Source organism: Streptomyces sp. XH2 (assembly GCF_049725035.1).
GTDB lineage: Bacteria > Actinomycetota > Actinomycetes > Streptomycetales > Streptomycetaceae > Streptomyces > Streptomyces roseoverticillatus.
Genome location: NZ_JBMMMZ010000002.1, coordinates 453,737 through 478,663 on the forward strand (window position 1 = coordinate 453,737; position 24,927 = coordinate 478,663).

22 protein-coding genes are annotated in these 24,927 nt (G+C 73.3%); 7 read left to right on the forward strand and 15 right to left on the reverse strand.

Annotated features, from left to right (window positions below; genetic code table 11):
* Positions 1-58: 58 nt before the first annotated feature.
* Positions 59-664, reverse strand: a complete 606-nt coding sequence (locus tag ACOTKD_RS05695) for a DUF2867 domain-containing protein (RefSeq protein WP_424887750.1) — start codon at positions 662-664, stop codon at positions 59-61.
* Between the two features lie 107 nt (positions 665-771).
* On the opposite strand from ACOTKD_RS05695, the gene ACOTKD_RS05700 reads away from it, so the two are divergent.
* The gene (locus ACOTKD_RS05700) at positions 772-1,332 is read left to right on the forward strand and encodes a TetR/AcrR family transcriptional regulator (RefSeq protein ID WP_424887751.1); all 561 of its coding nucleotides are present in this window, start codon (positions 772-774) and stop codon (positions 1,330-1,332) included.
* A gap of 36 nt (positions 1,333-1,368) precedes the next feature.
* On the opposite strand, the gene ACOTKD_RS05705 is transcribed toward ACOTKD_RS05700, so the two are convergent.
* The 3 genes from ACOTKD_RS05705 to ACOTKD_RS05715 form a co-directional block, all read right to left on the reverse strand.
* Positions 1,369-2,304, reverse strand: a complete 936-nt coding sequence (locus ACOTKD_RS05705; protein WP_424887982.1) for an endonuclease/exonuclease/phosphatase family protein — start codon at positions 2,302-2,304, stop codon at positions 1,369-1,371.
* 325 nt (positions 2,305-2,629) lie between these two features.
* A complete protein-coding gene (locus tag ACOTKD_RS05710) occupies positions 2,630-3,259 on the reverse strand; it encodes a TetR/AcrR family transcriptional regulator (protein ID WP_424887752.1) in 630 nt (209 codons plus the stop codon).
* Positions 3,256-4,887, reverse strand: coding sequence for an MFS transporter (locus ACOTKD_RS05715; protein ID WP_424887753.1), 1,632 nt, complete (start codon positions 4,885-4,887; stop codon positions 3,256-3,258). The genes ACOTKD_RS05710 and ACOTKD_RS05715 overlap by 4 nt, the downstream gene beginning before the upstream one ends.
* A 183-nt stretch (positions 4,888-5,070) precedes the next feature.
* Here ACOTKD_RS05715 and panB point away from each other — a divergent pair, with 183 nt between their 5' ends.
* From panB to ACOTKD_RS05730, 3 genes are all read left to right on the forward strand, one after another.
* Complete coding sequence (panB, locus tag ACOTKD_RS05720) at positions 5,071-5,943, forward strand: 3-methyl-2-oxobutanoate hydroxymethyltransferase (RefSeq protein WP_424887754.1); 873 nt, start codon at positions 5,071-5,073, stop codon at positions 5,941-5,943.
* 488 nt (positions 5,944-6,431) lie between these two features.
* Positions 6,432-7,466 (forward strand): ATP-binding cassette domain-containing protein, encoded by a 1,035-nt coding sequence (locus tag ACOTKD_RS05725; RefSeq protein WP_424887755.1) that lies wholly within the window; start codon positions 6,432-6,434, stop codon positions 7,464-7,466.
* Positions 7,463-8,287, forward strand: a complete 825-nt coding sequence (locus ACOTKD_RS05730; protein WP_424887756.1) for an ABC transporter permease — start codon at positions 7,463-7,465, stop codon at positions 8,285-8,287. Before ACOTKD_RS05725 ends, ACOTKD_RS05730 begins: the two co-directional genes overlap by 4 nt.
* A gap of 47 nt (positions 8,288-8,334) precedes the next feature.
* Here ACOTKD_RS05730 and ACOTKD_RS05735 read toward each other — a convergent pair whose 3' ends face one another.
* Positions 8,335-11,802 (reverse strand): AfsR/SARP family transcriptional regulator, encoded by a 3,468-nt coding sequence (locus ACOTKD_RS05735; RefSeq protein ID WP_424887757.1) that lies wholly within the window; start codon positions 11,800-11,802, stop codon positions 8,335-8,337.
* A gap of 114 nt (positions 11,803-11,916) precedes the next feature.
* Here ACOTKD_RS05735 and ACOTKD_RS05740 point away from each other — a divergent pair, with 114 nt between their 5' ends.
* A complete protein-coding gene (locus tag ACOTKD_RS05740) occupies positions 11,917-12,720 on the forward strand; it encodes a site-2 protease family protein (RefSeq protein ID WP_424887758.1) in 804 nt (267 codons plus the stop codon).
* A 10-nt stretch (positions 12,721-12,730) separates the two neighbouring features.
* Here ACOTKD_RS05740 and ACOTKD_RS05745 read toward each other — a convergent pair whose 3' ends face one another.
* Entirely contained in the window at positions 12,731-13,942 is a 1,212-nt protein-coding gene (locus tag ACOTKD_RS05745) for a cytochrome P450 (protein WP_424887759.1), read from the reverse strand.
* Positions 13,943-14,049: 107 nt separating this feature from the next.
* Entirely contained in the window at positions 14,050-14,799 is a 750-nt protein-coding gene (locus tag ACOTKD_RS05750) for a DUF4232 domain-containing protein (RefSeq protein WP_424887760.1), read from the reverse strand.
* 226 nt (positions 14,800-15,025) lie between these two features.
* Here ACOTKD_RS05750 and ACOTKD_RS05755 point away from each other — a divergent pair, with 226 nt between their 5' ends.
* Positions 15,026-16,456: a helix-turn-helix domain-containing protein gene (locus ACOTKD_RS05755; RefSeq protein ID WP_424887761.1), complete on the forward strand. Its 1,431-nt coding sequence runs from the start codon at positions 15,026-15,028 to the stop codon at positions 16,454-16,456.
* A gap of 74 nt (positions 16,457-16,530) precedes the next feature.
* Here the strand turns inward: ACOTKD_RS05755 and ACOTKD_RS05760 are convergent, their stop codons facing one another.
* Both ACOTKD_RS05760 and npdG read right to left on the reverse strand, forming a co-directional pair.
* Positions 16,531-16,728 carry a hypothetical protein gene (locus ACOTKD_RS05760; RefSeq protein ID WP_424887762.1) on the reverse strand — a complete coding sequence of 66 codons (198 nt, stop codon included), beginning with the start codon at positions 16,726-16,728 and terminating at the stop codon, positions 16,531-16,533.
* Between the two features lie 99 nt (positions 16,729-16,827).
* Complete coding sequence (npdG, locus tag ACOTKD_RS05765) at positions 16,828-17,541, reverse strand: NADPH-dependent F420 reductase (protein ID WP_424887763.1); 714 nt, start codon at positions 17,539-17,541, stop codon at positions 16,828-16,830.
* Between the two features lie 63 nt (positions 17,542-17,604).
* On the opposite strand from npdG, the gene ACOTKD_RS05770 reads away from it, so the two are divergent.
* Positions 17,605-17,823 (forward strand): DUF2277 domain-containing protein, encoded by a 219-nt coding sequence (locus tag ACOTKD_RS05770; protein WP_424887764.1) that lies wholly within the window; start codon positions 17,605-17,607, stop codon positions 17,821-17,823.
* Between the two features lie 10 nt (positions 17,824-17,833).
* Here the strand turns inward: ACOTKD_RS05770 and ACOTKD_RS05775 are convergent, their stop codons facing one another.
* The 6 genes from ACOTKD_RS05775 to ACOTKD_RS05800 form a co-directional block, all read right to left on the reverse strand.
* Entirely contained in the window at positions 17,834-18,520 is a 687-nt protein-coding gene (locus tag ACOTKD_RS05775; RefSeq protein ID WP_424887765.1) for a DsbA family oxidoreductase, read from the reverse strand.
* A 67-nt stretch (positions 18,521-18,587) separates the two neighbouring features.
* Positions 18,588-20,165, reverse strand: coding sequence for a S1 family peptidase (locus ACOTKD_RS05780; protein ID WP_424887766.1), 1,578 nt, complete (start codon positions 20,163-20,165; stop codon positions 18,588-18,590).
* 81 nt (positions 20,166-20,246) lie between these two features.
* Complete coding sequence (locus ACOTKD_RS05785; protein ID WP_424887767.1) at positions 20,247-20,738, reverse strand: hypothetical protein; 492 nt, start codon at positions 20,736-20,738, stop codon at positions 20,247-20,249.
* A 103-nt stretch (positions 20,739-20,841) separates the two neighbouring features.
* Positions 20,842-22,596, reverse strand: a complete 1,755-nt coding sequence (locus ACOTKD_RS05790; RefSeq protein ID WP_424887768.1) for an NAD+ synthase — start codon at positions 22,594-22,596, stop codon at positions 20,842-20,844.
* 61 nt (positions 22,597-22,657) lie between these two features.
* Positions 22,658-24,265: a multicopper oxidase family protein gene (locus ACOTKD_RS05795; RefSeq protein ID WP_424887769.1), complete on the reverse strand. Its 1,608-nt coding sequence runs from the start codon at positions 24,263-24,265 to the stop codon at positions 22,658-22,660.
* Between the two features lie 61 nt (positions 24,266-24,326).
* Entirely contained in the window at positions 24,327-24,761 is a 435-nt protein-coding gene (locus ACOTKD_RS05800) for a DUF6153 family protein (protein ID WP_424887770.1), read from the reverse strand.
* Positions 24,762-24,927: the final 166 nt, after the last annotated feature.

Consider the following 24,927-nt stretch of genomic DNA (forward strand, 5'->3'; position numbering starts at 1 on the left):
CCAGCCTACGGGATGGCTCCGGCGCACCCGTTCCCGCTGCCCCGGCCGCGCTCCCGGATCACGCTCCTCGGCTCGCGCTCCTCTCGCCCGCGCTCTCCTCCCACCCGCGTCCGATCATCCGGAGCAGCGCCGGATACACCCCCACGTACCGGAAGGCCTTGATGCCCGCCATGTACACGGCGCCGAACAGGCCGTTCGGCTTCACCAGGACGGCCATCTGCGCGTGGTAGCCCCCGTTCCCGTCCGCGTCCGGGACCCAGCCGAGGTGCAGCACCCCGCGGCAGGTCTCGTTGGACATCTCGGCCGCCCACTCGTCGTGCGTCTGGTAGACGGACGTGAACTTGCGGAAGTCGGGTGCCCGGGGGGCGTCGCGGAGGTCCGCGGGGAGCCGGTCCCGCAGCCCGGGCTGCCGGTCGCCCACGCCGGTGCCGGGCTTGTCCCAGCCGAGGAGCGCCCCGAGCTTCCAGCGGATGGCGAAGAGCGTGCGCGCCACGGGGGAGTCGACGTAGTCCCCCGTGCCGGTCGTGAACTGTGTGACCAGGTGCGCGAGGTCGTCCGGACCGCCCGGCGTCGGGAGCTCCCAGACGTCCTCCACGCGGAAGTCGTAGGCGATCTCGTGGATCCGCCAGGGCCGGGTGGTGTGCGCGGTGACCGGCAGCCTCATGGTCGTCGTCCCCCATCCATACGATCTATACGATGCCGTATAGATCAAAGGTAGACCCGTCTATACGGTGCCGTATAGATGGGTGTCACGTGAGGGGAGACACAGTCATGGGCGCCATTCGCACGCCTCGCGACAAGTGGATCGAAGAGGGGCTGCGGGCGCTCGCGGCGGGCGGCCCCGAGGCCGTCCGGATCGAGTCGCTCGCCCAGGCCCTCGGCGTCAGCAAGGGCGGCTTCTACGGCTACTTCCGCAACCGGGACGCGCTGCTCGCGGAGATGCTCGACACGTGGGAGCGCGAGGTCACGGAGGCGGTGATCGAGCAGGCCGAGGACGGCGGGGGAGACGCCCGGGCCCGGCTGGCGCGGCTGTTCGCGATCGTCGCGGCCGCCTCCGACGGGTCGGTGATCAGCGTGACGGCCGAGCTCGCGGTCCGCGACTGGGCCCGGCGCGACGAGGCCGTCGCGGAGCGGCTCCGGCGCGTCGACAACCGGCGCATGGACTACCTGCGCTCGCTGTACCGCTCGTTCTGCGCCGACGAGGACGAGGTCGAGGTGCGCGCCCTGCTCACCTTCTCGTCGCGGATCGGCACCCGCTTCATCGCCGCCGACCACGGGGGCCGCAGCCGCCAGGAGGTCATGCTGCTGGCCAGGGAGTGGCTCATGAAGTAGCCGCTCCCCGGCCGGCGAGACGGGGGAAGGGGAGGGTCAGATCTTGACGCGGGCCGCCACCGGCAGGTGGTCGCTCTTCGTCGCCGGCAGCGTCCACGCCGAGACGGGGTCCATCCCGCGCACCATGATCTGGTCGATCCGGGCCATCGGGAAGCTCGCCGGCCAGCTGAAGCCGAAGCCGTCGCCCGCGGCGCCCTGGGCGGACCGCAGCTGCGAGGTGACGGGGGCGAGGGAGCGGTCGTTCATGGTGCCGTTGAGGTCACCGAGGAGGACGACGCGCTTCTCCGGCTCCTGGGCGATGGCCCGGCCGAGCGCCTCGGCGCTGCGGTCGCGCTGCCCGGCGGTGAAGCCGGCGTTGAACTTCACGCGCACCGACGGCAGGTGCGCGACGTACACGGCCACCGGCCCCTGGGGCGTGCGGACGGTGGCGCGCAGGGCCCGCACCCAGCCGAGCCGGATGTCGACGGGCTGCACCAGCTCCAGCGGGTACTTGCTCCAGATGCCGACCGTGCCCTGCACGGAGTGGTACTTGTACGTGCCCGCGAGCGCCTTCTCGTAGCGCGAGGTGTTGGTGAGCTCCTCCAGGGCCACCACGTCGGCGCCGGAGGCGGCGACGGCCCGCGCGGTCGAGGCGGGGTCGGGGTTCTCGGCGTTCACGTTGTGCGTGGCGACCGTGAAGTTGCCGCCCTTGCCGGTCTTGTCGCTCAGCAGGCCGCCGAAGAGGTTCACCCACGTGACGACCGGGAGCAGCAGCGCGACGAGCGCGGTCGCCGAGCGGCGCACCAGCGCGAGGACGAACAGGACCGGTATCGCGAGGCCGAGCCAGGGCAGGAAGGTCTCGGTCAGGCTGCCGAGGTTGCCGATCCTGTTGGGGAGCTGGGTGTGCAGGAGCATCAGCAGCCCCAGCAGGGCGGCGAGGACGGCGAGGACGACGCCGCGCCGCCAGACGTTGCGGTCCCGCCACTGGTCCATGAGGCGCCGGGCCCCGGATCCGGTCCGCTCCGGACCGGTCCCGTCTCGGCCCGTCTCCTGCATGTACGCCTGCGCCATCCGTCGTCCTCAACTCTTCATCCGCTGCGGCCCCGCCCACCAGACGATAGGTGATCACCGAGTGGGCGCGGCATGCGCCGCTTCCGCTTCTTGCCGGGCACCCCTGGAGGGGGTGTCGCAAGGGAGGACGACGCCCCGGCGGAACGGGGTTCCGGCCCGGAGATCCATAGGGCGTGCTGTGACAGAACGGGCATATTCGCAGGCTGCGGCGCGGCGAGGTGCCGGCGGGGCACGAGCGGACGTCCGCTCAGCGCGGACGCACGCCCTCCAGCACCGCGTCGACGATCTTCCCGGGGAGGTCCTCCGGCAGCTCCGCCCGGTCGTGGAACATCGCCCGCGACAGCATGGGGCTGACGATGAGGTCGCCCATCAGCTCGACGTCGAGGTCGGAGCGGAGCTCGCCGGTGGCCGCGCCGCGCCGCAGGACGGCGTGGACCGCCTCGCGGCGGACCCTGACGACCTTCTCGTGGTACTCCCGCCAGAGCTCGGGATGGGCCTTGACCTGGGCGAGGACCGTGCGCAGGACGGCGGAGGAGCGCTTGGCCAGCCCGCGCCGGCGCAGCGTCTCCAGCAGCGTCACGAGGTCGTCGCGGACGGACTCCCCGGCGAGCTCGGGGGCGGCGTCCTCCAGGGAGCGCATGACGTCGAGCATCAGCGCCTCCTTGCCGGCCCAGCGGCGGTAGACCGTGGCCTTGCCGACGCCGGCCTCGCGCGCGATGCGCTCCATCGACAGTTCGCCGAGGGGGACGCCCTCTTCGAGGAGGCGCAGGACGGTCTCGACGACGGCGGTGCCGACGGCGGCGTTACGGGGCCGGCCGCGCCGCTCGGCGGCCGCGGGCGGGGCCGCTGCCGCAGCGGTCGCTGTGGTCTCCGTCATGCTCCCGCCCCCGCCTGCTCCTTCTGGCCGTCCGGCCGCGCCGCCCCCGCCGCCGGGCGCGCCGCCCCCCGCTTGGGCAGGAACAGCGCCACCACGACCGCGCCGAGCAGCGCCGACGAGCTGGCGCACAGGACGGTGACGTGCATGGCGTGGACGAACGCGTCGTCGGCCGGGCCGATGAGCTCCTTGCCCTGCGGGCCGAGCCGGGCCGCCGCGTTCAGCGTGGCCTCGATGGACTCGCCCGCCGCGTGCCGGGCCTCCTCGCTCAGGCCGGGCAGGGCGTCGAGCCGGGCGGAGATCCCGTCGCGGTACGTCGTGGACAGCACGGAGCCGAGCACGGCGATGCCGAGCGCCCCGCCGAGCTGCCGGAAGGTGTTGTTCACCGCCGAGCCCGAGCCGGCCTTGTCGCGCGGCAGCGACTGCATGATCGAGACGGTGGCGGGCGGCATGATGTGCGCCATCGAGGCGCCCTGGAAGAACAGCAGCACCTCCAGCACCCACACCGGGGTGTCCTGGTCGAGCAGCAGGAAGCCGGCCATGGTCGCGGCGACCATCACCATGCCGCCCGTGCAGACGACGCGCACGCCGAGCTTCGCGACCACGCGGCGGACGCGCACGGCGAAGAACATGTGGGCCGCCGCCAGCGGCAGCATCAGCAGCCCGCTCTGCAGCGGGGTGAAGCCCCGCACGCTCTGCGTGTAGAAGACGGTGAAGAACGTGACGCCCATGAGGGCGAAGAAGACCAGCGCGATGGAGGAGACCGCGGCGGAGAACGCCGGCTTGCGGAACCAGCGCACGTCGAGCGCGGGGTGCCCGGAGCGCCGCTCGTGCAGGACGAAGAGGGCCAGGATCAGCAGGCCACCGCCGGCCGTGCCGTAGACCTCGGGATCGGTGAAGTCGGCGAGCTGGCCGCCCTTGATGATGCCGTACACCAGCAGGACCAGGCCCGCGACGGAGAGCACTACGCCGAGCGGGTCCAGACGGCCCGGCTTCGGGTCCTTGGAGTCGGGGACCAGCAGGGACATCGCGATCACAGCGGTGATCACGATGGGCACGTTCACGAGGAAGACCGAGCCCCACCAGAAGTGGTCGAGCAGGATGCCGCCCGTGATCGGGCCTATCGCGACGGCCAGGCCGACGGCGCCCGCCCAGATGCCGATGGCCTTGGGCTGCTCCTCGCGCTCGAAGACGTTCACGATGATCGCGAGCGTGGCGGGCATGACGAACGCGCCGCCGAAGCCCATGACCGCGCGGAAGGCGATCAGCTCGTGGGGCGAGCCGGAGAGCGCCGAGAGCACGGACCCGACGCCGAAGACGGCCATGCCGAAGAGCAGGACCTTCTTGCGGCCGAGCCGGTCGCCCAGCACGCCCGCCGTGAACAGGATCCCGGCGAAGACGAGGGTGTAGGAGTTTATGGCCCACTCCAGCTCGCTCTGCGTGGCGCCGAGGCCCGTGGGGGCGGGGGTGGCGATCGTCTTCATCGCCACGTTCAGGATCGAGTTGTCCAGCACCACGATGAGCAGGCTGAGCAGCAGGACGGCCAGGATCGCCCAGCGTCTGCGGTGGACCGCCTCGGGGACTCTCCGGGGCGGGGCGGCGCCCGGGGCGCCGGAGGGATCGGTAGCCATGCCGACCAGCCTAGATCTTTTTTCGATACGGGTCCGTCTCGTATTGAAAACCTTTACCCGGATCCGGCGAACGCGTGTGCGCGGGGGGTCCCTTCCCCGTCCGCAGGCGGCGTGTCAGCATGGAGACGATCCGGGGACGCCGTCAGGGCGCCTCGAGACGACACATCACAGGAGCACACCGCCATGACGACGACGCCTGCCCAGAACGCCTCGGACAGCAGCCGCGATCCCAAGGCGCTGTACGGGGGCACGAGCTCCCGGCGCATCACCGTCCGCGACATCGCCGCCGCCAAGGCGCGCGGCGAGAAGTGGCCCATGCTCACCGCCTACGACGCGATGACCGCCTCCGTCTTCGACGAGGCCGGCATCCCCGTCCTCCTCGTCGGCGACTCCATGGGCAACTGCCACCTCGGCTACGAGTCCACCGTGCCCGTCACCATGGACGAGATAGCCGTCCTCTCCGCCGCCGTCGTACGCGGCACCAAGCGCGCCCTGATCGTCGCCGACCTGCCCTTCGGCTCCTACCAGGAAGGCCCGGTCCAGGCGCTCCGCAGCGCCACGCGGCTGATCAAGGAGACCGGTGCGCAGGCGGTCAAGCTGGAGGGCGGCGAGCGGTCCGCCGAGGCGATCAAGCTGCTGGTCGACGCCGGCATCCCGGTGATGGCCCACATCGGCCTCACCCCCCAGTCCGTCAACGCCTTCGGCGGCTACCCCGTGCAGGGCCGCGGCGAGGAAGCCGCGCAGCAGCTGCTGCGCGACGCCAAGGCCGTGCAGGGCGCGGGCGCCTTCTCCGTCGTCCTGGAGCTCGTCCCGGCCGAGCTGGCCGCCGAGGTCACGCGCACGCTGCACATCCCGACCGTCGGCATCGGCGCGGGCTCGGAGTGCGACGCGCAGGTGCTGGTGTGGACGGACATGGCCGGCATGACCCCGGGGCGCCTGCCGCGCTTCGTGAAGCAGTACGCCCAGCTGCGGGAGGTCCTCGGCGGGGCGGCGCGCGCCTTCGCGGAGGACGTGGTCGAGGGCGCGTACCCGGCCCCGGAACACGCGTTCCACTAGCCGTGGGGCCCCGCCGCCTCCACGGCGCGGGGTGGCCGCGTTTCCTTCCGCCGCGGGGATGCCCCGGCGCTTGCCTTCCGCCGCGGCGGCGATCAGCCCCGATGGGGCTGTCCGGCGGTGCCGTGCCCGGCTGGGGGCCGGTCCGGCGCCGCCGGTGGCCGCCGGTCGGTTGTTCGCCGTTGCGGCGGTGAGAGGTGCCGGGGGTGTGCCCGCCGGCCGGGCTCGGTGGGCGTTGGGCGGCCGCATGCCCCTTCCGCCGCGGCGGGCACTTTCCTTCCGCCGCAGCGGTGCTCAGCCCCCAAGGCGTTGTCCGGCGGTGCCGTGCCGACCTGGGGGCCGGTCCGGCGCCGCCGGTGGCCGCCGCGTGGGTTGACCGCCGTCGCGGCGGAGGGGACCGGTCGGTCGCCGACAACGCGCCGACAGGCCACCGACACCTCTGTCGGTGGCCTGTCGGCGCGTTGTCAGTGGGCCCTGGCACCGTGGTGGGCATGACGCGAAACGACACCACTCGGGGGGCGGGCCGCGGCGGGAACGCCGTCGAGGTCCGCGGCCTCGTCAAGCACTTCGGCGCCACCAAGGCGCTCAACGGGGTCGACCTGGACGTACGCGAGGGCACCGTCCTCGGCGTCCTCGGCCCCAACGGCGCCGGCAAGACCACGCTCGTGCGCTGCCTGTCCACGCTGCTCCGGCCGGACGCGGGCACCGCCCGCGTCGCGGGGTACGACGTGGTGGCCCAGCCCCGGCAGCTGCGCCGGGTGATCGGCCTGACCGGGCAGTACGCCTCCGTGGACGAGAAGCTGTCCGGCTTCGAGAACCTGTACATGATCGGCCGGCTGCTGGACCTGTCCCGCAAGGACGCCCGCCGCCGCGGCGAGGAGATGCTGGAGCGCTTCTCCCTGACCGAGGCCGCCAAGCGCCCCGCCGGGCAGTACTCCGGCGGCATGCGCCGCCGCCTGGACCTGGCCGCCTCGATGATCGGCCGGCCGGCGGTGCTCTACCTGGACGAGCCCACCACCGGCCTCGACCCCCGCACCCGCAACGAGGTGTGGGAGGAGGTCCAGCGGATGGTCGCCGAGGGCGCCACCGTCCTCCTCACCACGCAGTACATGGAGGAGGCCGAGCAGCTCGCCAGTGAGCTGACGGTCATCGACCGCGGCCAGGTCATCGCGGGCGGCCGGGTGGACGAGCTGAAGGCGAAGGTCGGCGGCCGCACCCTGCAGATCCGCCCGGCGGACCGCGGCGAGCTGCACCGCATGGTCGGCGCGCTGGCCCACGCCCAGCTCGACGGGATCGCCGGCGCCACCGCCGACGAGGCCGAGGGCGTCGTCAACGTCCCGATCGTCAGCGACGAGCAGCTGACGGCCGTCGTCGCCCTACTGGGCTCGCGCGGCTTCGCGATCTCCGGCATCTCCACCCACCTGCCGAGCCTCGACGAGGTCTTCCTCGCCGTCACCGGCCAGAAGGCGTCCGCCCCGGAGCAGGACGCCGCCGACACCGACACACTCCAGGAGGTCGCCGCATGAGCGCGGCTACGCTCAGCGCGCCCGCGGCGGCGCCCGCCCGCGAGGGCCGCATCGGCCTGCGGGCCAACCTGCGGCACATCGGCGCCCTCGCGCGCCGCAACCTGCTGCAGATCAAGGCCGACCCGGAGTCGATGTTCGACGCCGTGATCATGCCGATCATCTTCATCCTGCTCTTCACGTACGTCTTCGGCGGCTCGATGGCCGGCAAGGGCCACGAGAAGGAGTACCTCAACTACCTGGTGCCCGGCCTGATGGCCATGCAGGGCATGAACATCGCCATGGCCGTCGGCACCGGCGTCAACGACGACTTCAAGAAGGGGGTGATGGACCGCTTCCGGACCATGCCGATAGCCCGGTCCTCCGTCCTCATCGCGAAGATCGTGGTCGAGATCGGCCGGATGCTCGTCGCCACCGCCATCCTGCTCGGCATGGGCTTCGCCCTCGGCCTGTCCATCACGACCACCCCGCTGCACCTGCTGGCCGCGGTCGCCCTCTCCGTGACGTTCGGCGCCTCGCTGATGTGGGTCTTCATCCTGCTGGGCCTGTCCCTGAAGACGCCGCAGGCCGTCCAGGGCATAGCGATGCTCGTCCTGATGCCGCTGCAGTTCGGCAGCTCGATCTTCGCACCGACCGCGAAGATGCCCGGCTGGCTGGAGGGCTTCACCGAGTACAACCCGCTGTCCAACCTCGCCGACGCCGCACGGCACCTGATGCGCGGCGGGCCCGTCGCCCACTCGGTGTGGATGACGCTGGCCTGGGCCGTCGCCATCACCCTCGTGACCGCGCCCCTGGCCGTCTCGAAGTTCCGCAAGAAGACCTGAGCCGGGCCGGCAGCGCACGGGTCGCACGCGTCAGCGGGTCGTACGCGTCATACGAGGGCGGTGGCCTCCTCCAGGGAGAGGCCGCCGCCTTCGGCGTGCGCCTGCTCGTACGCACCGTCGTCGAGCACCTGCCGCACCCCGGCCTCCGCGCTCTCGTACACGTCGCGCTCCACCGACGTCACGGGGAAGTCGGACGGGCGCAGGGCCTGACCGGCGCCCAGCAGCCGGGCCGCGCGCAGCGCGTGCTCCTCGCGGGCCGCCGGCTCCGCGTGCTCCCCGCCCGCCAGCTCGGCGTGGGCGAAGGCGGAGAAGAGCAGGTGCGTCATCGCCAGCTGCGGCACCGCCAGCGTCGACAGCGGGTCGCCGGCCATCGACAGGGCCTTGCGCAGCCTGGGCAGGGCGTCCGCCGGGCGGCCCTCCAGCGTGTCCAGCCACGCCATCTGACCACACATCATGGCTTCGAACATCACCACCGAGCGGATGCCGAAGTCGGCCATCAGCTCCTCGAAGATCTCCCGGGCCTCGGCCGTGCGCCCGGCGCGGGCGACCCGCACGCCGAGCTGCAGCCGGCCGAAGATCGCGGCGTCCGTGTTGCCCTGCTCGGCCTCCGCGATGGCGTCGCGGAGCATCTGCTCGCCCTCCTCGTCGCCGACCGCCCCCGCCTCGACCAGGGCACCGGCCAGCCGGGCGCGCAGCGCCGGCAGCTGCCCGGTCGAACCGAGCTCACGGACCTGCTCCAGAGCCTCCCGGTAGTCCTCGGCCGCCAGACCGTACTGCCCGCGCCGCTCGTGCACCTCGCCCAGGCCCGTCAGGCCCTCCGCCACGCCCCAGGAGTCCCCGAGCCGCCGGAAGATCCGTACGCTCTCCTCCGCGTCCACGGTGGCCTGGTCCAGCCCGCCGGGGTGGTCGTTGAATATCTTGGAGCGCAGCTGCAGCGCGTGGGCCAGCTCCCATGCGTAGCCCAGCTCGCGGCAGCGCGCGACCGTCGTGTCCAAAGTCCTGTAGAGCGCGTCGAAATCGCCCGTCATGAGGACGGCGAAGAAGACGATGAAGCCCGGCACGCGGCAGGTCTGCGGCTGCCCGTCGGCGTAGGCCGCGGCGATGACGCGCAGCCTGCGCTGCGTCTCGGGCGCGTTGACCTCGGCCATGTCCGTGATGCTGATCAGCCGCGTCAGGTGGACCCCGCGCCGCGCCTCCGCCAGCACCTCGGGCGGCATCGGCGGCGGCTGCTCGGTGCACGTCACGTACAGCGGGGCGGCCGGGGCGGCCGGCCCGGCGAACGGGTCGGGGCCCATCGCGCCCACCGTCTCCGCCCAGTGCGCGGCGTCCGCGCGGTGTTCCCTGAGCTGCCAGAACCAGCCCAGGGACAGCACCAGGCACAGGGCCTCCTGCTCGTCCTGCGCGGCGACGGCGCGGCGCAGGGCGGTGCGCAGGTTGTCGTGCTCCAGCTCCAGGCGTTCCAGCCACGTGCCCTGGGCGGGGCCGCGCAGGAGCGGGTCGGCGGTGCGGGCCAGCTCGCGGTACGCCACGAGGTGGCGGCGCTCGGTGGCGGCGCGCTCGCGCGCCTCGTCCAGGCGCTCGGCGGCGTACTCGCCGACGGTCTCCAGCAGCCGGTAGCGCATCTCGCCGTCGGCGGCGGGCGCGGCGACCACCAGCGACTTGTCGACGAGCGAGCCGAGGAGGGCGGCGACGTCGCGGGCCGGGGCGGCGTCGGGGCCCGGGGCGGCGTCCGGGCCGTCCGAGCAGACCTCTTCCGCGGCGGCCAGGTCGCAGCCGCCGGAGAAGACGGACAGGCGGCGCAGGACGGCCCGCTCGGGCCCGGCCAGCAGGTCCCAGGACCAGTCGACGACCGCGCGCAGGGTCTGCTGGCGCGGCAGCACGGTGCGGCTGCCGGAGGTCAGCAGCCGGAAGCGGTCGTCCAGGCGGTCGGCGAGGGTGCGCGGGCTGAGCATCCGCAGCCGGGCGGCCGCGAGCTCGATCGCCAGCGGGAGCCCGTCCAGCCGGCGGCAGATCTCGGTGCAGGCCTCCGGGTCGTCCTTGACGCGGAAGCCCGGGCGGGCCGCGGCGCCGCGGTCGGCGAGCAGCCGCAGGGCCACGGTGTCGGGCAGCGGCTCCACGGGGCGCACCGCCTCGCCGGGCACGCCCAGCGGCTCGCGGCTGGTGGCGAGCACCGTGACGCCCGGGCACTGCGCGAGGAGCGTCTCGGCGACGCGGGCGGCGGCGTCGACCAGGTGCTCGCAGTTGTCGAGGACGAGCAGCATGCGGCGCGCCGCGCAGTGCTCGGCGAGCCGCACCAGCGGGTCGGTCGCCGAGGCGTCGCTCGCGGCCCGCAGCCCGTCGGCGGTGGTCCGCACCACGGTCTCGCGGCCGCCGAGCGCCGTCAGCACGGTCTCGGGCACGGTGGCGGGGTCGTCGACGGGCGCGAGCTCGGCGAACCACACCCCGTCCGGCCACTCGCCCCCGCCCGCGGCGGCGGCCTCGGCGGCCTCCTGCGACAGCCGCGTCTTCCCGGCCCCGCCGGGGCCGAGGAGGGTGACCAGACGCTGCACCCGCAGGTCGGCGCCGATGGACGCGATGTCGTCCTCGCGCCCGACGAAGGACGTGAGCCGGGCGCGGAGGTTCCCCGGGGGGACGGTCCCGTGCGCGCCCGCGGGACCACCACCGGCGAGGGCCCCGCGGGGCGCGCCGACCGCGCCGTGCGGGGCGGTCGTGCGGGGGAGCGCGGGGCTGTCGTGGAGTGCTGCCGGCCCATGCGGGGACGGTGTGGTGGACGCGCTGGTGGTGCCCGGCGGGGTGTCGTGCGACAGCAGCTCCGCGTGGAGCGCTCTGAGTTCCGGGCCCGGGTCCGTGCCCAGGCGGGCGGCGAGGTCGTTCGCGATGTCCGCGTACGCGGCGAGGGCCTCCGCCGGGCGGCCCGCCGCGCGCAGGGCGCGCAGGCGGACGGCATGCAGCGGCTCGTCCAGCGGATGCTCCTCGCACAGCGCCGCGAGCTCCGGGAGGACCTGCTCCGCACGGCCGAGGGCGACCGCGGCCGCCAGGCGCGTGCGCCGGGCGTCCAGGCGGCGGGCCTCGTAGCGCACGGCCAGGGCCGCCCGGCCCGGGAGGTCGGCGAGGACGGGCCCGCGCCACAGGGCCAGCCCGGCGTCCAGCAGGTCGGCGGCCTTGGCGGGGTCGCCGTCGGCCAGGGCCCGGGCCCCCTCCTCGGCGAGCCGCTGGAAGCGGTGCAGGTCGACGTCCTCGGGCCCGGCGCAGAGCCGGTAGCCGCCGGCCGCCGAGGCCACGGCGGCATGGCCGATGGCACGGCGGAGCCGGCCCACGAGGGCCTGCAGCGCGCCCGCCGCGTCGGCGGGCGGCTCGTCGTCCCAGACGGCGTCGATCAGCGCCTCGGCGGTGCGGACGCGCCCCGGGTGCAGCGCGAGCGCGGCGAGGAGGGCGCGCAGCCGGGCGCCGCCGAGGGCGGCGGCCCGGCCGTCGCCGGAGTGGGCCTGGGTGGTGCCGAGGATGCCGTAACGCACCCGCCCATTGTCCCCCGGCCCGCACGACCGGGTTACGGGCGGGAGGGGCGGAGCAAGTACCGTCACTCCGGTACCTCCCGGTACGCCAAGGCCCCGTCCCACAGGAGCACAGGTATGTCGACAGCGACCCGCGGCGATCGGCGCGTGAGCCCCGTCTTCCTCGCCCTCGTCGCCATCATGGCGGTCTCCATATGGGCGGTGTGGACGGACTTCTCGGCGAGCCCCGGCTTCGCCGTCTTCCTGTTCGTCGTCTCCGGGTGGGTCGTGTCGCTGTGCCTGCACGAGTACGCGCACGCGCGCACGGCCCTGCACGGGGGCGACCTCACGGTCGGCGCCAAGGGCTATCTGACGCTCGATCCGCTGAAGTACACGCACGCCCTGCTGAGCATCGTCCTGCCCGTCATCTTCGTGATCATGGGCGGGATCGGCCTGCCCGGCGGGGCCGTCTTCATCGAGCGCCACCGTATCCGCGGCCGCTGGAAGCACAGCATGATCTCGGCCGCGGGCCCGCTGACGAACGCCGCGTTCGCCGTGGTCGTCACGGCCCCCTTCTGGCTGGGCGCCATGGACGGCGTGCCGGACCACTTCCGCTACGCGCTCGGCTTCATGGCCCAGCTGCAGGTGACGGCCGCGATCCTCAACTTCCTGCCCGTGCCCGGCCTGGACGGCTACGGCGTCGTCGAGCCGTGGCTGTCGTACAAGGTGCGGCGCCAGGTGGAGCCGTTCGCCCCGTTCGGGATACTGGCCGTCTTCGGCTTCCTGTGGATCCCCGAGGTCAACCACGCGTTCTTCGACATGATCGACGCGGTGCTGCGGTTCCTCGGCGTCACGCCGTGGGACACGTACTGGGGCCAGGAGCTGTTCCGCTTCTGGCAGGGGACGCCGGACATCCCGCCGCTGTCGGGCCTGGTGTTCTGAGGCAGGTCCCTCAGGGGCGGTCCCAGGTGACCGGGAGCCGGTGCACGCCGTAGACGTTCGCGTGGTGACGGAGCGGCACCTCCCCGGGCGGGACCGCCAGCCGCAGCGACGGGAAGCGGGCGAAGAGCGCCGGGAAGGCGACCCGCATCTCGACGCGGGCCAGCTGCTGGCCCAGGCACTGGTGGATGCCGTGGCCGAAGCCCAGCTGGCCGACGGCCCTGCGGCTCAGGTCGAGCGCGTCGGGGCCCGGGAAGCGCTCGGGGTCGCGGTTGGCGGCCTGGAGGGAGAGGGTGACCGTCTCGCCGGCCCTGATCAGCAGGCCGTCCACCTCGACGTCCTCCAGCGCCGACCGCACGGTGGTGGGCGCGACGGTCAGGTAGCGCATCAGCTCCTCCACGGCCCCGCCGGCGAGCCCGGGGTCGGCGCGCAGGGCGGCGAGCTGGTCCGGGTTGCTCAGCAGGGCGAAGGTGCCGTGCGCGAGCATGTTCGCGGTGGTGTCGAGGCCGGCGCCCAGCAGGAAGCCGCCGAGGCCGGAGAGCTCGTCGTCGGTGAGGTCGCCGGTGGTCAGGTCGCTGAGCAGGTCGTCGGTGGGCGCGGCGCGCTTGGCCGACACCAGCGCCCGGATGTAGTCCTGCAGGCCGGTCATCGCCGCCTGCATCTCCTCCACTGAGGAGCTCTGGTCCATCAGCGCCTCCGTGTGCCGCTGGAAGACCTCCCGGTCCGCGTACGGCACCCCCAGCAGCTCGCAGATCATCAGCGCGGGCACGGGCCGCGCGAACGCCTCGACCAGGTCCAGCGGGCCTCCCCGCCGCTCCATGGCGTCCAGCTGCGCGGTGGTGATCTCCTCCAGGCGCGCGGTGAGCGCGTCCATCCGGCGGACGGTGAACTTCCCGGCGAGCAGTCGCCGGTAACGGGTGTGCTCGGGGGCGTCCATCCCGGTCATGTCCCCGGTCGGCGCGGGCGGCAGGGTGCCCTCGGGCCCTCCGGGGAGGGGGTAGTGCATGAGCTCGTAGCGCGCGCTGAAGCGGGAGTCGGCCAGGATCGTGCGGACCGTGGACCAGCCGGTGGCCAGCCAGCCCACGTGCCCGTCGGGGTAGCGCATCGGAACCAGCGGCTGCTCCTCGCGCAGGATGCCCAGCCCGGCGGGCGGGTCGAAGGGACAGCCTGCGGGGCGGGCGGTCGGCAGGGATACGGGGGACTGCGCCTGCAGTTCGTCATCCATGACGCCACCATGGCATTGAAATGGCGCCGCAGGCAAGAGGTATTGGCGCCAAGATGGGGAGGGAAGGGCGGCGCCAATGGAGGGGGGTGCCAATGGAGGGGCGGGTGTCAGGAGAGCGCGTCCCCGGGAGACGTCACCCAGTACGTGACGCACAGGGCGTTGTCGACGTGCACGCCCTTCGCCTGCAGCGCGGCGTCGACCATCCTGTCGCTGCCCTCGAAGCCGATCTGCAGGCTCTGCGCCGTGCGGCCCTCGCCGCCGCTGCCCTCGCCCGAGGAAAGGATCACGCCGGCGTAGCCCTTCTCGCCCGGCTTGAGCGAGGTGACCGCCTGCGGCTCGGTGCCCTCGATGACCGGCGGAACGGACTGGGCCCCCTCGAACTTGACGACGGGATAGCCCTTCAGATCGCACATCTTGGAGCCCTTGTTGGTGAGGGTGAGCAGCATGTGGTTCAAGGGGCGGGAGACCGGCGTGGCGACGACCTCCACGTCGGCGGCGCTGCAGTCCACGCGGTTCCCGGGGGCGTACGGGTCGCGGGAACCGCTGCCCTTTCCGTCCTTGTCGCCCTTCCTGCCCGTTCCAGTCGTTCCCTCCGTTCCGCGGGCGCGGTGGGACGTGGAGGAGGCGGGTGCGGCGGACTTCGCGGCCGATGCGTCCCGCTCCGGCGCCCGGGCCGGCCCGGAGGGCTGCGGGGCCGCGGAGGATGCCTGCGGGGAGGCGGCGCCTTCCTGGCGGACGCCCTCCCCCTTCCCGTCGGCCCCGCACGCCGTCAGGGAGAGCGCGGCGACGGCGACGGCGGCCATGGCGGCGGCGAGCAGGCGGGGGCGGGGGTCGGGGCGGCTGGCGGAGGCGCGCATGACGGAATCTCTTTCGGTTTCGGTGCGGGTGGCCTGCGCGGACGGTTCTCCGTCCGCGGGCGGCGGGGCGCCGCTCAACCGGATGTGGGAGCGGCGTGCTTGGATGACGAAAGCTTGTGCGGGAACGTGTCCCGGAGGCCAGCGATACGGCCCAGTACGGGACGCGGGAATGCCCGCATAGGCTTTGACCTGGGGAAATGGTCGTTCCCTGGAATGGGGAGCTGGGATGGGGAGTGACGTGGGGGCGGGCGATCTCGCTGATCTGCTGCGCGAGCTGAAGGAGCGTTCGGGCCTGAGCTACGGCGTGCTGGCCAAGCGACTGCACGTCAGTACGTCGACGCTGCACCGGTATTGCAGCGGGGCCGCCGTGCCGGCGGAGTTCGCCCCGGTCGAGCGGCTGGCCCGTCTGTGCAAGGCCACGCCGCAAGAGCTGATGGAGGTTCACCGGCGGTGGATCGTGGCGGACGCGACGCGGGGGCGCAAGCAGCAGGCCGAGCCCGCTGAGCCGGCCGGGCCCGCGGATTCCGCGGCGTCCGCGGGCGCCGCGGCGAAGGCGATACCCGTGGGCTCCTCCGCGGCGCCGGAGGAACCCCCGGCGGGGGAAGGAACCGAGCCGCGGAAAGAGCCCGAACCGGGCGAGGCGCCGGTGGCGCCAACCGTGGCCCCATCGGAGCGGACGGCGGCGCCACAGCGCAGGAGGCTGCCCCGCAGGAGCGCCCTCGCGGCGCTCGCCGCCGCCGCGACCGTCACCGTCCTGGGCTCCGCCGCGCTCGCCGTCACGCTCAGCGGCGGCGACGGCAACGGCGGCGGCAGCGGCTCCGGCGACGACGGGAGGGGCCGGATCGTGGAAGCCGCCTCGTCGGCGAAGGGGAAGCCGCACGCGTCCGCCGAGCCGGGCACGGGCGGCAGCAGCAGCCCGTCGGGCGGGCCGTCGGGCGAGCCGTCCCCCTCACGGAGCCGGGAGCAGGAGACCGGAAAGGGCGGCGCGTCCCCTTCCCCCGGGAACGGGCCGGAGCCGGAGACCGGCGGCGGAGCGGGACCGGGCAAGCCCGCCGGCGTTCCCCTGACCGCGCACGTCCGGCCCCACGCCTACGAAGACCCCTGCACCCAGCACTACCTGGTCGACCGCTCGCCCGGCGGCGTCCCGGTGCCGCCCTCGGAGCCGGACGCGCCCGGCTGGGTGTCCCGGCTCGGCGCCGTCTCCGCCGGCGAGCAGTACATCAAGATCACCCTGCAGGGCACCGGCAAGGAGACCGTCGTCCTCGAAGGGCTGCAGGTCCGGGTGCAGGACACCAAGGCGCCGCTCGCCTGGAACGAGTACGCGACGGGCGTCGGATGCGGCGGCGACGTCGCGACGCGCTCCTTCGGCGTCGACCTCGACTCCGCGCGGCCCGTCGCCGCGCCCAGGGACGGGCAGCGCGACTTCCCGTACAAGGTGAGCGAGGCCGATCCCGAGGTCTTCTACGTCAAGGCGGCCGCCCGGCGCCACGACGTCACCTGGTACCTGGAGGTGCAGTGGTCCAGCGGCGGCCGGCGCGGGGTCCTGCGGATCGACGACCGGGGCAGGCCCTTCCGCACCAGCGGTGCCGAGGGCAGGCCCTCGTACCAGTGGCCGCTGGGCGGGCCGGGCTGGGAACCGCGGCCGCACGACGACTGAGGCCGGGCCGTGACCGGGCCGTGGCCGTGGCCTGACCCGTCCGGGGCCGCCGACCGGGCGGCCCCGCGCCTGCCTCAGGAGTTCTCGCCGGCGGCCGCGGCCCCGGCCATGTCGGTCATCGCCTTGCGCACGTAGTACCAGGCGATGTTGGACGAGACGCCGAGCATCAGGACCCAGACGATGCCGAGCCAGCTGCCCCGCGCGAAGGAGACGACGGCCGCCGCGACCGAGAGGACGCAGACGGCGAGGGCGTAGAGGGCGAGGCGGGGCATGGGGGACGGCTCCTGTCCGGGGGCGCATACGGTCACGATCCCGGCCATTGTCGCTCAGGCGCCGCGCCCGCGTCCCCCCGCCCCGGCCCTCGCGTCCGGTCAGACGTCGGTGACCCGCAGCCCGGCGTGCGCCTTGTAGCGGCGGTTCACCGAGATCAGGTTGGCGACCAGCGACTCCACCTGGTGCGCGTTGCGCAGCCGGCCGGCGAAGACGCCGCGCATGCCGGGAATGCGGCCCGCCAGCGCCTGCACGACGTCGGTGTCGGCGCGCGCCTCGCCGAGCACCATCACGTCCGTGTCGATCGCGTCGATCTCCGGGTCCTGCAGCAGGACGGCCGACAGGTGGTGGAAGGCGGCGGTGACGCGCGAGTCCGGCAGCAGGGCGGCGGCCTGCTCGGCGGCGCTGCCCTCCTCCGGCTTGAGGGCGTACGCGCCCTGCTTGTCGAAGCCGAGCGGGTTCACGCAGTCGACGACGAGCTTGCCGGCGAGCTCCTCGCGCAGCCCTTCGAGGGTCTTGGCGTGGCCGTCCCACGGCACCGCGACGATCACGATGTCGCTGCGCCGCGCGCACTCGGCGTTGTCGGCGCCCTCGATGCCGAGGCCCAGCTCGCCGGCGGCCGCCTGCGCCCGCTCGGCCGCACGCGAGCCGATGATCACCCGCTGGCCGGCCTTGGCCAGCCGGTAGGCGAGGCCGCGGCCCTGGTCACCGGTGCCGCCGAGCACGCCGACCACGAGGCCGGAGACGTCGGGCAGCTCCCAAGGGTCCTTCGCCGGGGCCTTCTTCACGTTCTGGGCGTCATCAGAAGTAGTCATGACAGCGATACTGTCACGCTGCCGTGCACGCACGTACGAGGGAGCGGGCGGCACACTGGACTCATGTGCCGCAGCATCAAGACCCTGCGCCCGCCGATGACGCTCTCCGTGGAGGACGAGGACATCCGGGCGGCCGCCCTGCAGTACGTGCGGAAGGTGTCGGGGTTCCACCGCCCCGCCGCGCACAACGAGGCCGTGTTCGAGGAGGCCGTGGCCGCCGTGGCGGCGGCCACGAAGCGGCTGCTCGACGGCCTGGAGGTGCGCGGCGCGGCGAAGGGGTAGCCCGGCGTGCTCAGACCGCGCAGGCGCCGTCGGCGCAGGCGTCGCCCGCTTCCGCCGCCGGGGCGGCCGTCGCGTCGGCGACCTGCTGCAGGATGTTCAGGAAGGTCGACGCCTCCTGCCCGCCCTGCACGGCCCACTGCCCCTCGAAGACGAACGTCGGGACGGCCGTGACGCCGCGCTGCCGCGCCTCCTCGATCTCGTCCAGGACCTCGTCGTGCAGGTCGTCTCCGTCGAGGAACGCGGTGACGGGGTCGCGGTCCAGGCCCACGGTGACGGCGGCGTCCGCGAGGTGCTCGCGGTCGCCGATGTCGAGGCCCTCGCCGAAGTGGGCCTCCAGGAGCCGGCCCTTGAGGCGGGCCTGGGCGTCCCGCCCGTACTCCTCCAGGACGAAGCGCAGCAGGCGGTGGGCCAGCAGGGAGTTGTTCTCGACGACGGTGTCGAAGTCGAAGACGAGCCCCTCGTCCGCCCCCAGCCGCGTGATGTGGTCGTCCATGGCGACGGACTGCGGTCCGTACTTGGCGGCCAGCACCTCGCGGTGGGGGAGCGGCTCCTCGGGGGCGTGCGGGTCGAGCTGGAAGGGCCGGTAGACGACCTCGACATCGCCCGCGCCGGGGAACGCGGCGAGCGCCTGCTCGAAGCGGCGCTTGCCGACGTGGCACCACGGGCAGGCGATGTCGCTGTAGATCTCGACCTTCACTGCAGACTCACTCCATCAGCATTGCTTGAATAATCAAACAATGCTAACGCGGGTGGCGGGAGTGCCGTCAGCCGACGAGCTGGATCTCCTTGCCGGCGCCGGAGGCGTTCACGTCGGCGTAGTAGCTGAGGTTGCCGTCGGCCCAGCGGGCCAGGAGGTCCTCCTGCTTCCCGCCGCCGAAGGAACCGGCCACCAGGGGCTGGGCGTACTTCCAGGCGGAACCCTCCGGGCGGAGGTTGATGCCGTCATGGAAGCCGCGGGCGTCCAGGCCGGGGAAGAGGTCGGTCTTCCCGTCCTTCCGGCGGACGATCACGTCGTCGGCGTCCTTGCCGGTGAACCGGCCGGAGGTGATCTGTGCGTCGACCCGGGTCTTGTCGGCCTTGGTCAGCTGGGTCTCCTTGGAGACGCCGCTGGCGTCGGTGTCCGCGTACAACGAGGTCGAACCGTCGGCCCACAGGACGACGAGGTCGTCACTCCGGTACGGATCGGTGTGGCGGCCGGCCGTGATGGAGCGGGCGTTCTTCCAGCCGTTGCCGTATGCCAGGGTCTTCTCGCGGGCGAAACCGAACTCGTTGGCCTGGGCGTAGGTCGAGAGCTTGCCGCTCTTCCAGCGGACGGTGAGCCCGTCGGTACCGGAGGCGTCCACGCCGATGGAGGTGACGGCCTCCGCGTCCTTCCAGTAGCTGCCCGCGGCCGCGAGCTTGTGCTCCTTCCAGAAGGGGAGCTTGGGGTCGGCCCGGCCGGAGCCCTCGAAGAGACTGGCCGAGCCGTCGGCCCAGACCACGAAGAGGTCGGAGCGCTCTTCGTTCGTCGCGACGAAGTGTCCCGGAACGACGTGGACGGCGTCCTTCCAGTTCACCCGGGGGAGAACGGTGCGGGCGGCGACGGCCTTGATCCACCCCGCGATGTCGTCCACCCGGGTCTCGGACGCGGTCCGGCGCTTCTCCGACTCGTCCGCGCCGAAGCACCCGGCCTGGCCGGAGGTGCTGTGCACGCCGTGCAGCACGCGGAACGTGCTGACCTGGTGGAAGACGGGACCGCCCGTGTCGCCCTGGCACACGGCGGCGTCCGGGGACTCGCCGGTGAGACGAAGTGTGGTGGCGTCGACCGCATCGGTGGTGAAGCGGGCGGCGTGCAGGCGGTCGGGAACCCACTCGTCCTTGGTCCGGCCGTAGCCGGCCGCCCACAGGGTGTCGCCCTTCTGCGGGGAAGCGGCCGAGATGCCGCTGATGGGCTGCACGCCGGTGACCGGCTGCGCCAGCCGCGCCATCACCAGGTCGCGGTCCTCGCGCGGGACGAGCTCGACGACGTCCACGACGGCGCCGCCGTTCTCGCGGCCGAGGTCCGTGCGGCCGATGGTGGCGGTCGTCTTCCACTTCGGTGCGCCGGGGGCGACCTTGAAGCCCTTGGCGGGGTCGTCGGCGAAGCAGCTGGCAGCGGTGATCAGCCACTCCTGCTGGACGAGGGTGGCGGAGCAACTGCGCGCGCCCTCGTTGATGTCGAGCTTCGCGGTGAAGGCGTACTCGCCGTCGGCGACCGGCTCGCCGGCGACGGCGTGCGCCGGAGCGGCGGTCAGCAGGCCCGCCGTGACGGCGGAGGCGAGCAGGCCGGTCATCCACGCGGCGCGCGGACGTATGGCAGACATTGATGTTCTCCTCGAGGGCCCGTCGTGCGGCGGGCCCGAGTCATGAGCTGTGGTGCGTGGCGCCGGACGTGCCGGCGGCCGTCAGATCCGGAGCGCGAGCAGGGAGCCGGGCGTGCCCGTGGCGGACTCGCCGACGGCCTTGAAGCCGCCCTTGGGCACCTCGGTGATGCCGTTGCCCGTCACGGAGGCCCACGTGGTGTACTTGCCGGCGCCGACACCGATCGCGTCGGGAAGGCCGAGGGCGAGGTAGCCCTTCTTGCCGTTCCCGGTGACCCGGAAGCAGTACCTGCCGTGGTTGGGCCCGGCGGTCGTCTTCGTGTAGACGACGATGTCCTCGGAGGCGTCGCAATCGGCGAACAGGATGTGCCCGTCGCCCCGCTCCAGCTTGATGCCCCGCTCCTTGAAGATCTTCGCGGCGCCGGGATACTCGAAGGTCTCCACCGCGGACGGCAGCGTGGTGTCGTCGCCCGCCGCGACGCCGGGCGCGGCAGCGCCCAGGACGACGGCCGCGGCGCCGGCGCCGCCGATCAGAAGAGTGCGTGTGCGAGAAAAAGTGCGTGCACGAGAAAGCACGAAGAATCCCCCCGGATTCGAATAAAGCCAGGTCCGCAAGCTACCACGCAGTACGGCCTCAGTTGTCCGAATATCCGGGGGGATGGGGGGGGGAGCGCCCGCCTCACCCCGTCTCGCGCCACCGGTTCGTGATCGGCAGCCGCCGGTCCTTCCCGAACCCCTTCGCCGAGATCTTCGTGCCCGGCGGGTACTGCCGCCGCTTGTACTCCGCCGTGTCGACCATCCGCAGGACGCGGGTGACCAGCTCCGCCTCGAAGCCCTCGGCGACGATCTCCGCGTGGCCGCGGTCGCGGTCGACGTAGAGCTCCAGGATCCGGTCGAGGACGTCGTAGTCGGGGAGGGAGTCCGTGTCCACCTGGCCCGGGCGCAGTTCGGCGCTCGGGGGCTTGGAGATGGAGTTCTCCGGGATGGGCGGGGTCTCGTCGCGGGACGCGGCGTCCGCGTTGCGCCACTTCGCGAGGCGGAAGATCCAGGTCTTGTAGACGTCCTTGATCGGCCCGTACGCGCCGACCGAGTCGCCGTAGAGCGTCGAGTAGCCGCACGCGAGCTCGGACTTGTTGCCCGGCGCGAGGACGATGTGGCCCTCCTGGTTGGAGATGGCCATCAGCATCGTGCCGCGCAGCCGCGACTGCAGGTTCTCCTCGGCGAGGCCGGTCAGGCCCAGCGCCCCCATGTACGCGTCGAACATCGGCGCGATCGGGACGGTGCGGAAGTGGAGCCCGGTGCGCCGGGCAAGCTCCTCGGCGTCGGCGAGGGAGTGCTCGGAGGAGTAGCGCGACGGCATGGCCACGCCGTACACGTTCTCCGCCCCGACCGCGTCGCAGGCGATGGCCGCGACGAGCGCGGAGTCGATGCCGCCGGACAGGCCGATGAGGACGCTGCGGAAGCCGTTCTTGACGACGTACGCGCGCAGGCCCGTGACCAGCGCCTGGTAGACCTCGGCGTCGTCGCTCAGGTGCGGCGCCGCGCCGCCGGGCGTCTCCGGCTCGTACGGAGGGAGCGGGTCCGCGGACAGCGTGACGTGGTCGATGCGCAGCCCGTCGGCCACGACCCCGGACGGTGCCTCAGGGGCGGCGGCCGGCAGGTCGAGGTCGAGCAGGACGCAGCCCTCCTCGAACTGCGGGGCCCGCGCGATCACCCCGCCGTCGCGGTCGACGACGATGGTGTCGCCGTCGAAGACCAGCTCGTCCTGGCCGCCGGTCATGGCCAGGTACGCGGTCGTGCAGCCGGCCTCCTGGGCGCGCTTGCGCACCAGCTCCAGGCGGGTGTCGTCCTTCTCCCGCTCGTACGGGGAGGCGTTGACCGACAGCAGCAGCCCGGCGCCCGCCGCGCGCGCCGCGGGCACCCGGCCGCCCTCCTGCCACAGGTCCTCGCAGATCGCCAGCGCGACGTCCACGCCGTGCACCCGGACCACCGGCATGGTGTCGCCGGGCACGAAGTACCGGAACTCGTCGAAGACGCCGTAGTTCGGCAGGTGGTGCTTGGCGAAGGACAGCGCGACCGCGCCGCGGTGCAGCACGGCCGCGGCGTTGCGCGGTGCGCCCGCGGGGCGGCCCAGGCGCGGGCGCGCCTCCTCGCTGCGGTCCAGGTAGCCGACGAGCACCGGCAGCTCGCCGAGGCCCTCGGCGGCCAGGCGCGCGGCGAGGGCGTCCAGCGCGGCGCGCGAGGCGTCCACGAAGGAGGGCCGCAGGGCCAGGTCCTCGACCGGATAGCCGGTCAGCGCCATCTCGGGGAACGCCACCAGGTGGGCGCCCTGCCCGGCGGAGTGCCGGGTCCAGTGGACGATGGACTCGGCGTTCCCGGCGAGATCGCCGACGCAGGAGTCGATCTGGTTCAGAGCCAGGCGAAGTTGAGGCACGCCGCCCAGAGTACTCGTCTATCTGACGCGATCTCTGAGCGGCGAGCTGCGCCGACGGACGTTACTTCCGGTAGCCGAGCAGCGTCATCATCCCGGATTCGGAGTGGTAGACGTTGTGGCAGTGGAGCATCCACAGGCCCGGGTTGTCGGCGTCGAAGTCCACGTCCAGCCGCTTGCCCGGCAGCACGATCGCCGTGTCCTTGCGCGCTCCCCCGCCCGCCAGGCCGAACGTGTGGCCGTGCAGGTGCATGGGGTGCCACATCGTCGTCGCGTTGACGAACGAGAGCCGCACGCGCTCGCCCGCGGCCACGGGGAGCCGCCGCGAGGGCGCGTACTTCTCCCCGTTGATCGCCCAGTCGTACTTCGCCATGGACCCGGTCAGCCGGAGCGTGACCGTGCGGTCGGGGGAGCGGTCCCGCAGGCGTACGGCCTTGTCCGCCTTGAGCCGGTCGGCGGTCAGCAGCCGCCCGTCCAGCTCGCGCGGGCGCGCCGACGCGCCGGGGGCGGAGCCGCCGCCCGTCCGCAGCAGCGCGAGCGCGGCCTCCTTCTTGCCCTCGGCCACCGCCGTCAGCGGGAAGACGCCGTCCTTCGCCTCGACGAGCACGTCGTAGCGCTCGCCCATGCCCAGCAGCAGGGCGTCGGTCTCCGCGTGCTCGACGGGGAAGCCGTCCGTGTGCGTGACCGTCATCTTGTGGTCGCCGAGGGCCACGCGGAAGGCGGTGTCCCCGCCCGCGTTGACGAAACGGATCCGGATCCGGTCGCCGGGCTTGGCCGCGAAGGTCTCGGGGTCGGCCGCCGCGCGCCCGTTGACCAGGTAGTACGGGTAGGCGACGTCGCCCGCGTCGCCGCCGAGGAGGGGGCTGGTGGCGCCCATCAGCATGCGGGAGGGGGACTTCTCCGCCCTGGCGGCCGTCATCGACATGTGGTGCATGCCGCCGCCCCCGCCGCCGTGGTCCATGCCCCCGGCGCCGTGGTCCATGCCACCCATGTCGTGGTCCATGCCGCCCATGCCCTTCGACAGTTCGGCCAGCACCGCGTCCGGCGTGCTGCCGTCCACCCCGTCGACCCAGTCGTCGAGGACGACGACCCACTCCTTGTCGTACTGCAGCGGCTCCTTGGGGTCCTCCACGACCAGCGGCGCGTACAGCCCGCGGTCCTGCTGGACGCCCGAGTGGGGGTGGAACCAGTACGTGCCGGGGTGCGTGACCGCGAAGCGGTAGTCGAAGGACGCGCCCGCCTGTACGGGGCGCTGGGTGACGCCGGGAACGCCGTCCATGTCGTTGCGGAGCGCGAGCCCGTGCCAGTGCATGGACGTGGGCTCGGGCAGGTGGTTGGCGAGGGTGAGGGCGAGGGTGTCGCCCGCGGTGACCCGGACCTCCTTGCCGGGCAGCCGGTCGCCGTAGGCCCAGGTGTCGACCGTACGGCCGCCCAGGTCGATCCGCGCGCGGGTCGCGGTCAGCCGGACGCTGCGGACCGGGCCGCTGCCGCGCTTCGCCTCGGCCGCGGCGACCTCCGCGCCGTCCGGGGTGACGAAGGCGGCGGGCGCGGCCGACGGGGAGGAGGAGCCGCCCGCGCCGTCGGAGCAGGCGGCGAGCAGACCGCCGCCGGCCGCGGCGAGACCGGCGCCGAGGACGGCGCGGCGGGTGTGTGTGCGGTTGTGCGTACGCATGGGTGAGTGCACCTCTGAGGGGTCGGTGAAGAAGGGGCAGGGACGCGCGGGAAGCGCGCTCCTACACCCGCAGCACCGACAGCCGCGCGAGGGACTTGTGCCGTGGAGGCGGCGGGATCGGCCGCAGCGACCGCAGCAACCGCGCCCTTGCCGCGGCCAGGGCGGCGGCGGGACGGCGCAGGGCCGCGGTGACCAGCAGCAGGACGAGCGCCAGGAAGGCGGCGCCGAGGACGGCCAGGCAGACCGACATGGGATCCATGCCGGGGGCGGTCAGCGGATCGTCCGCGACGGGGGAGACGGCAGGGGCGGAATGCGTCTGCGGGTGCGCGCCGGCCGTCGCATGCGTACGGGCCTCATGGCTCATCCCCGCGTGCCCCGTCGGATGGCCCAGCGTGTGCATCGTGACGATGCCCAGCAGCAGGGCGGAGAGCAGCAGCAGCCGGCCGCACCACGCGGCCGCCGTCCCCTGCTGCCCGTTGCTGATCCCCCTCGTCACCCTCGCACCCTACCCCTACGGGGTATGCCCGCTCCACGGCCCCGGAAATGGGATTATGGGGCGAAACGTTTGACGCTCCACGCGCACCACGCACGGCCCTGAAGGACGCTCCCCCTCCCATGACCATCACGGAACCGGTGAGGGACGACCGTCCCGTCGCCGTCCC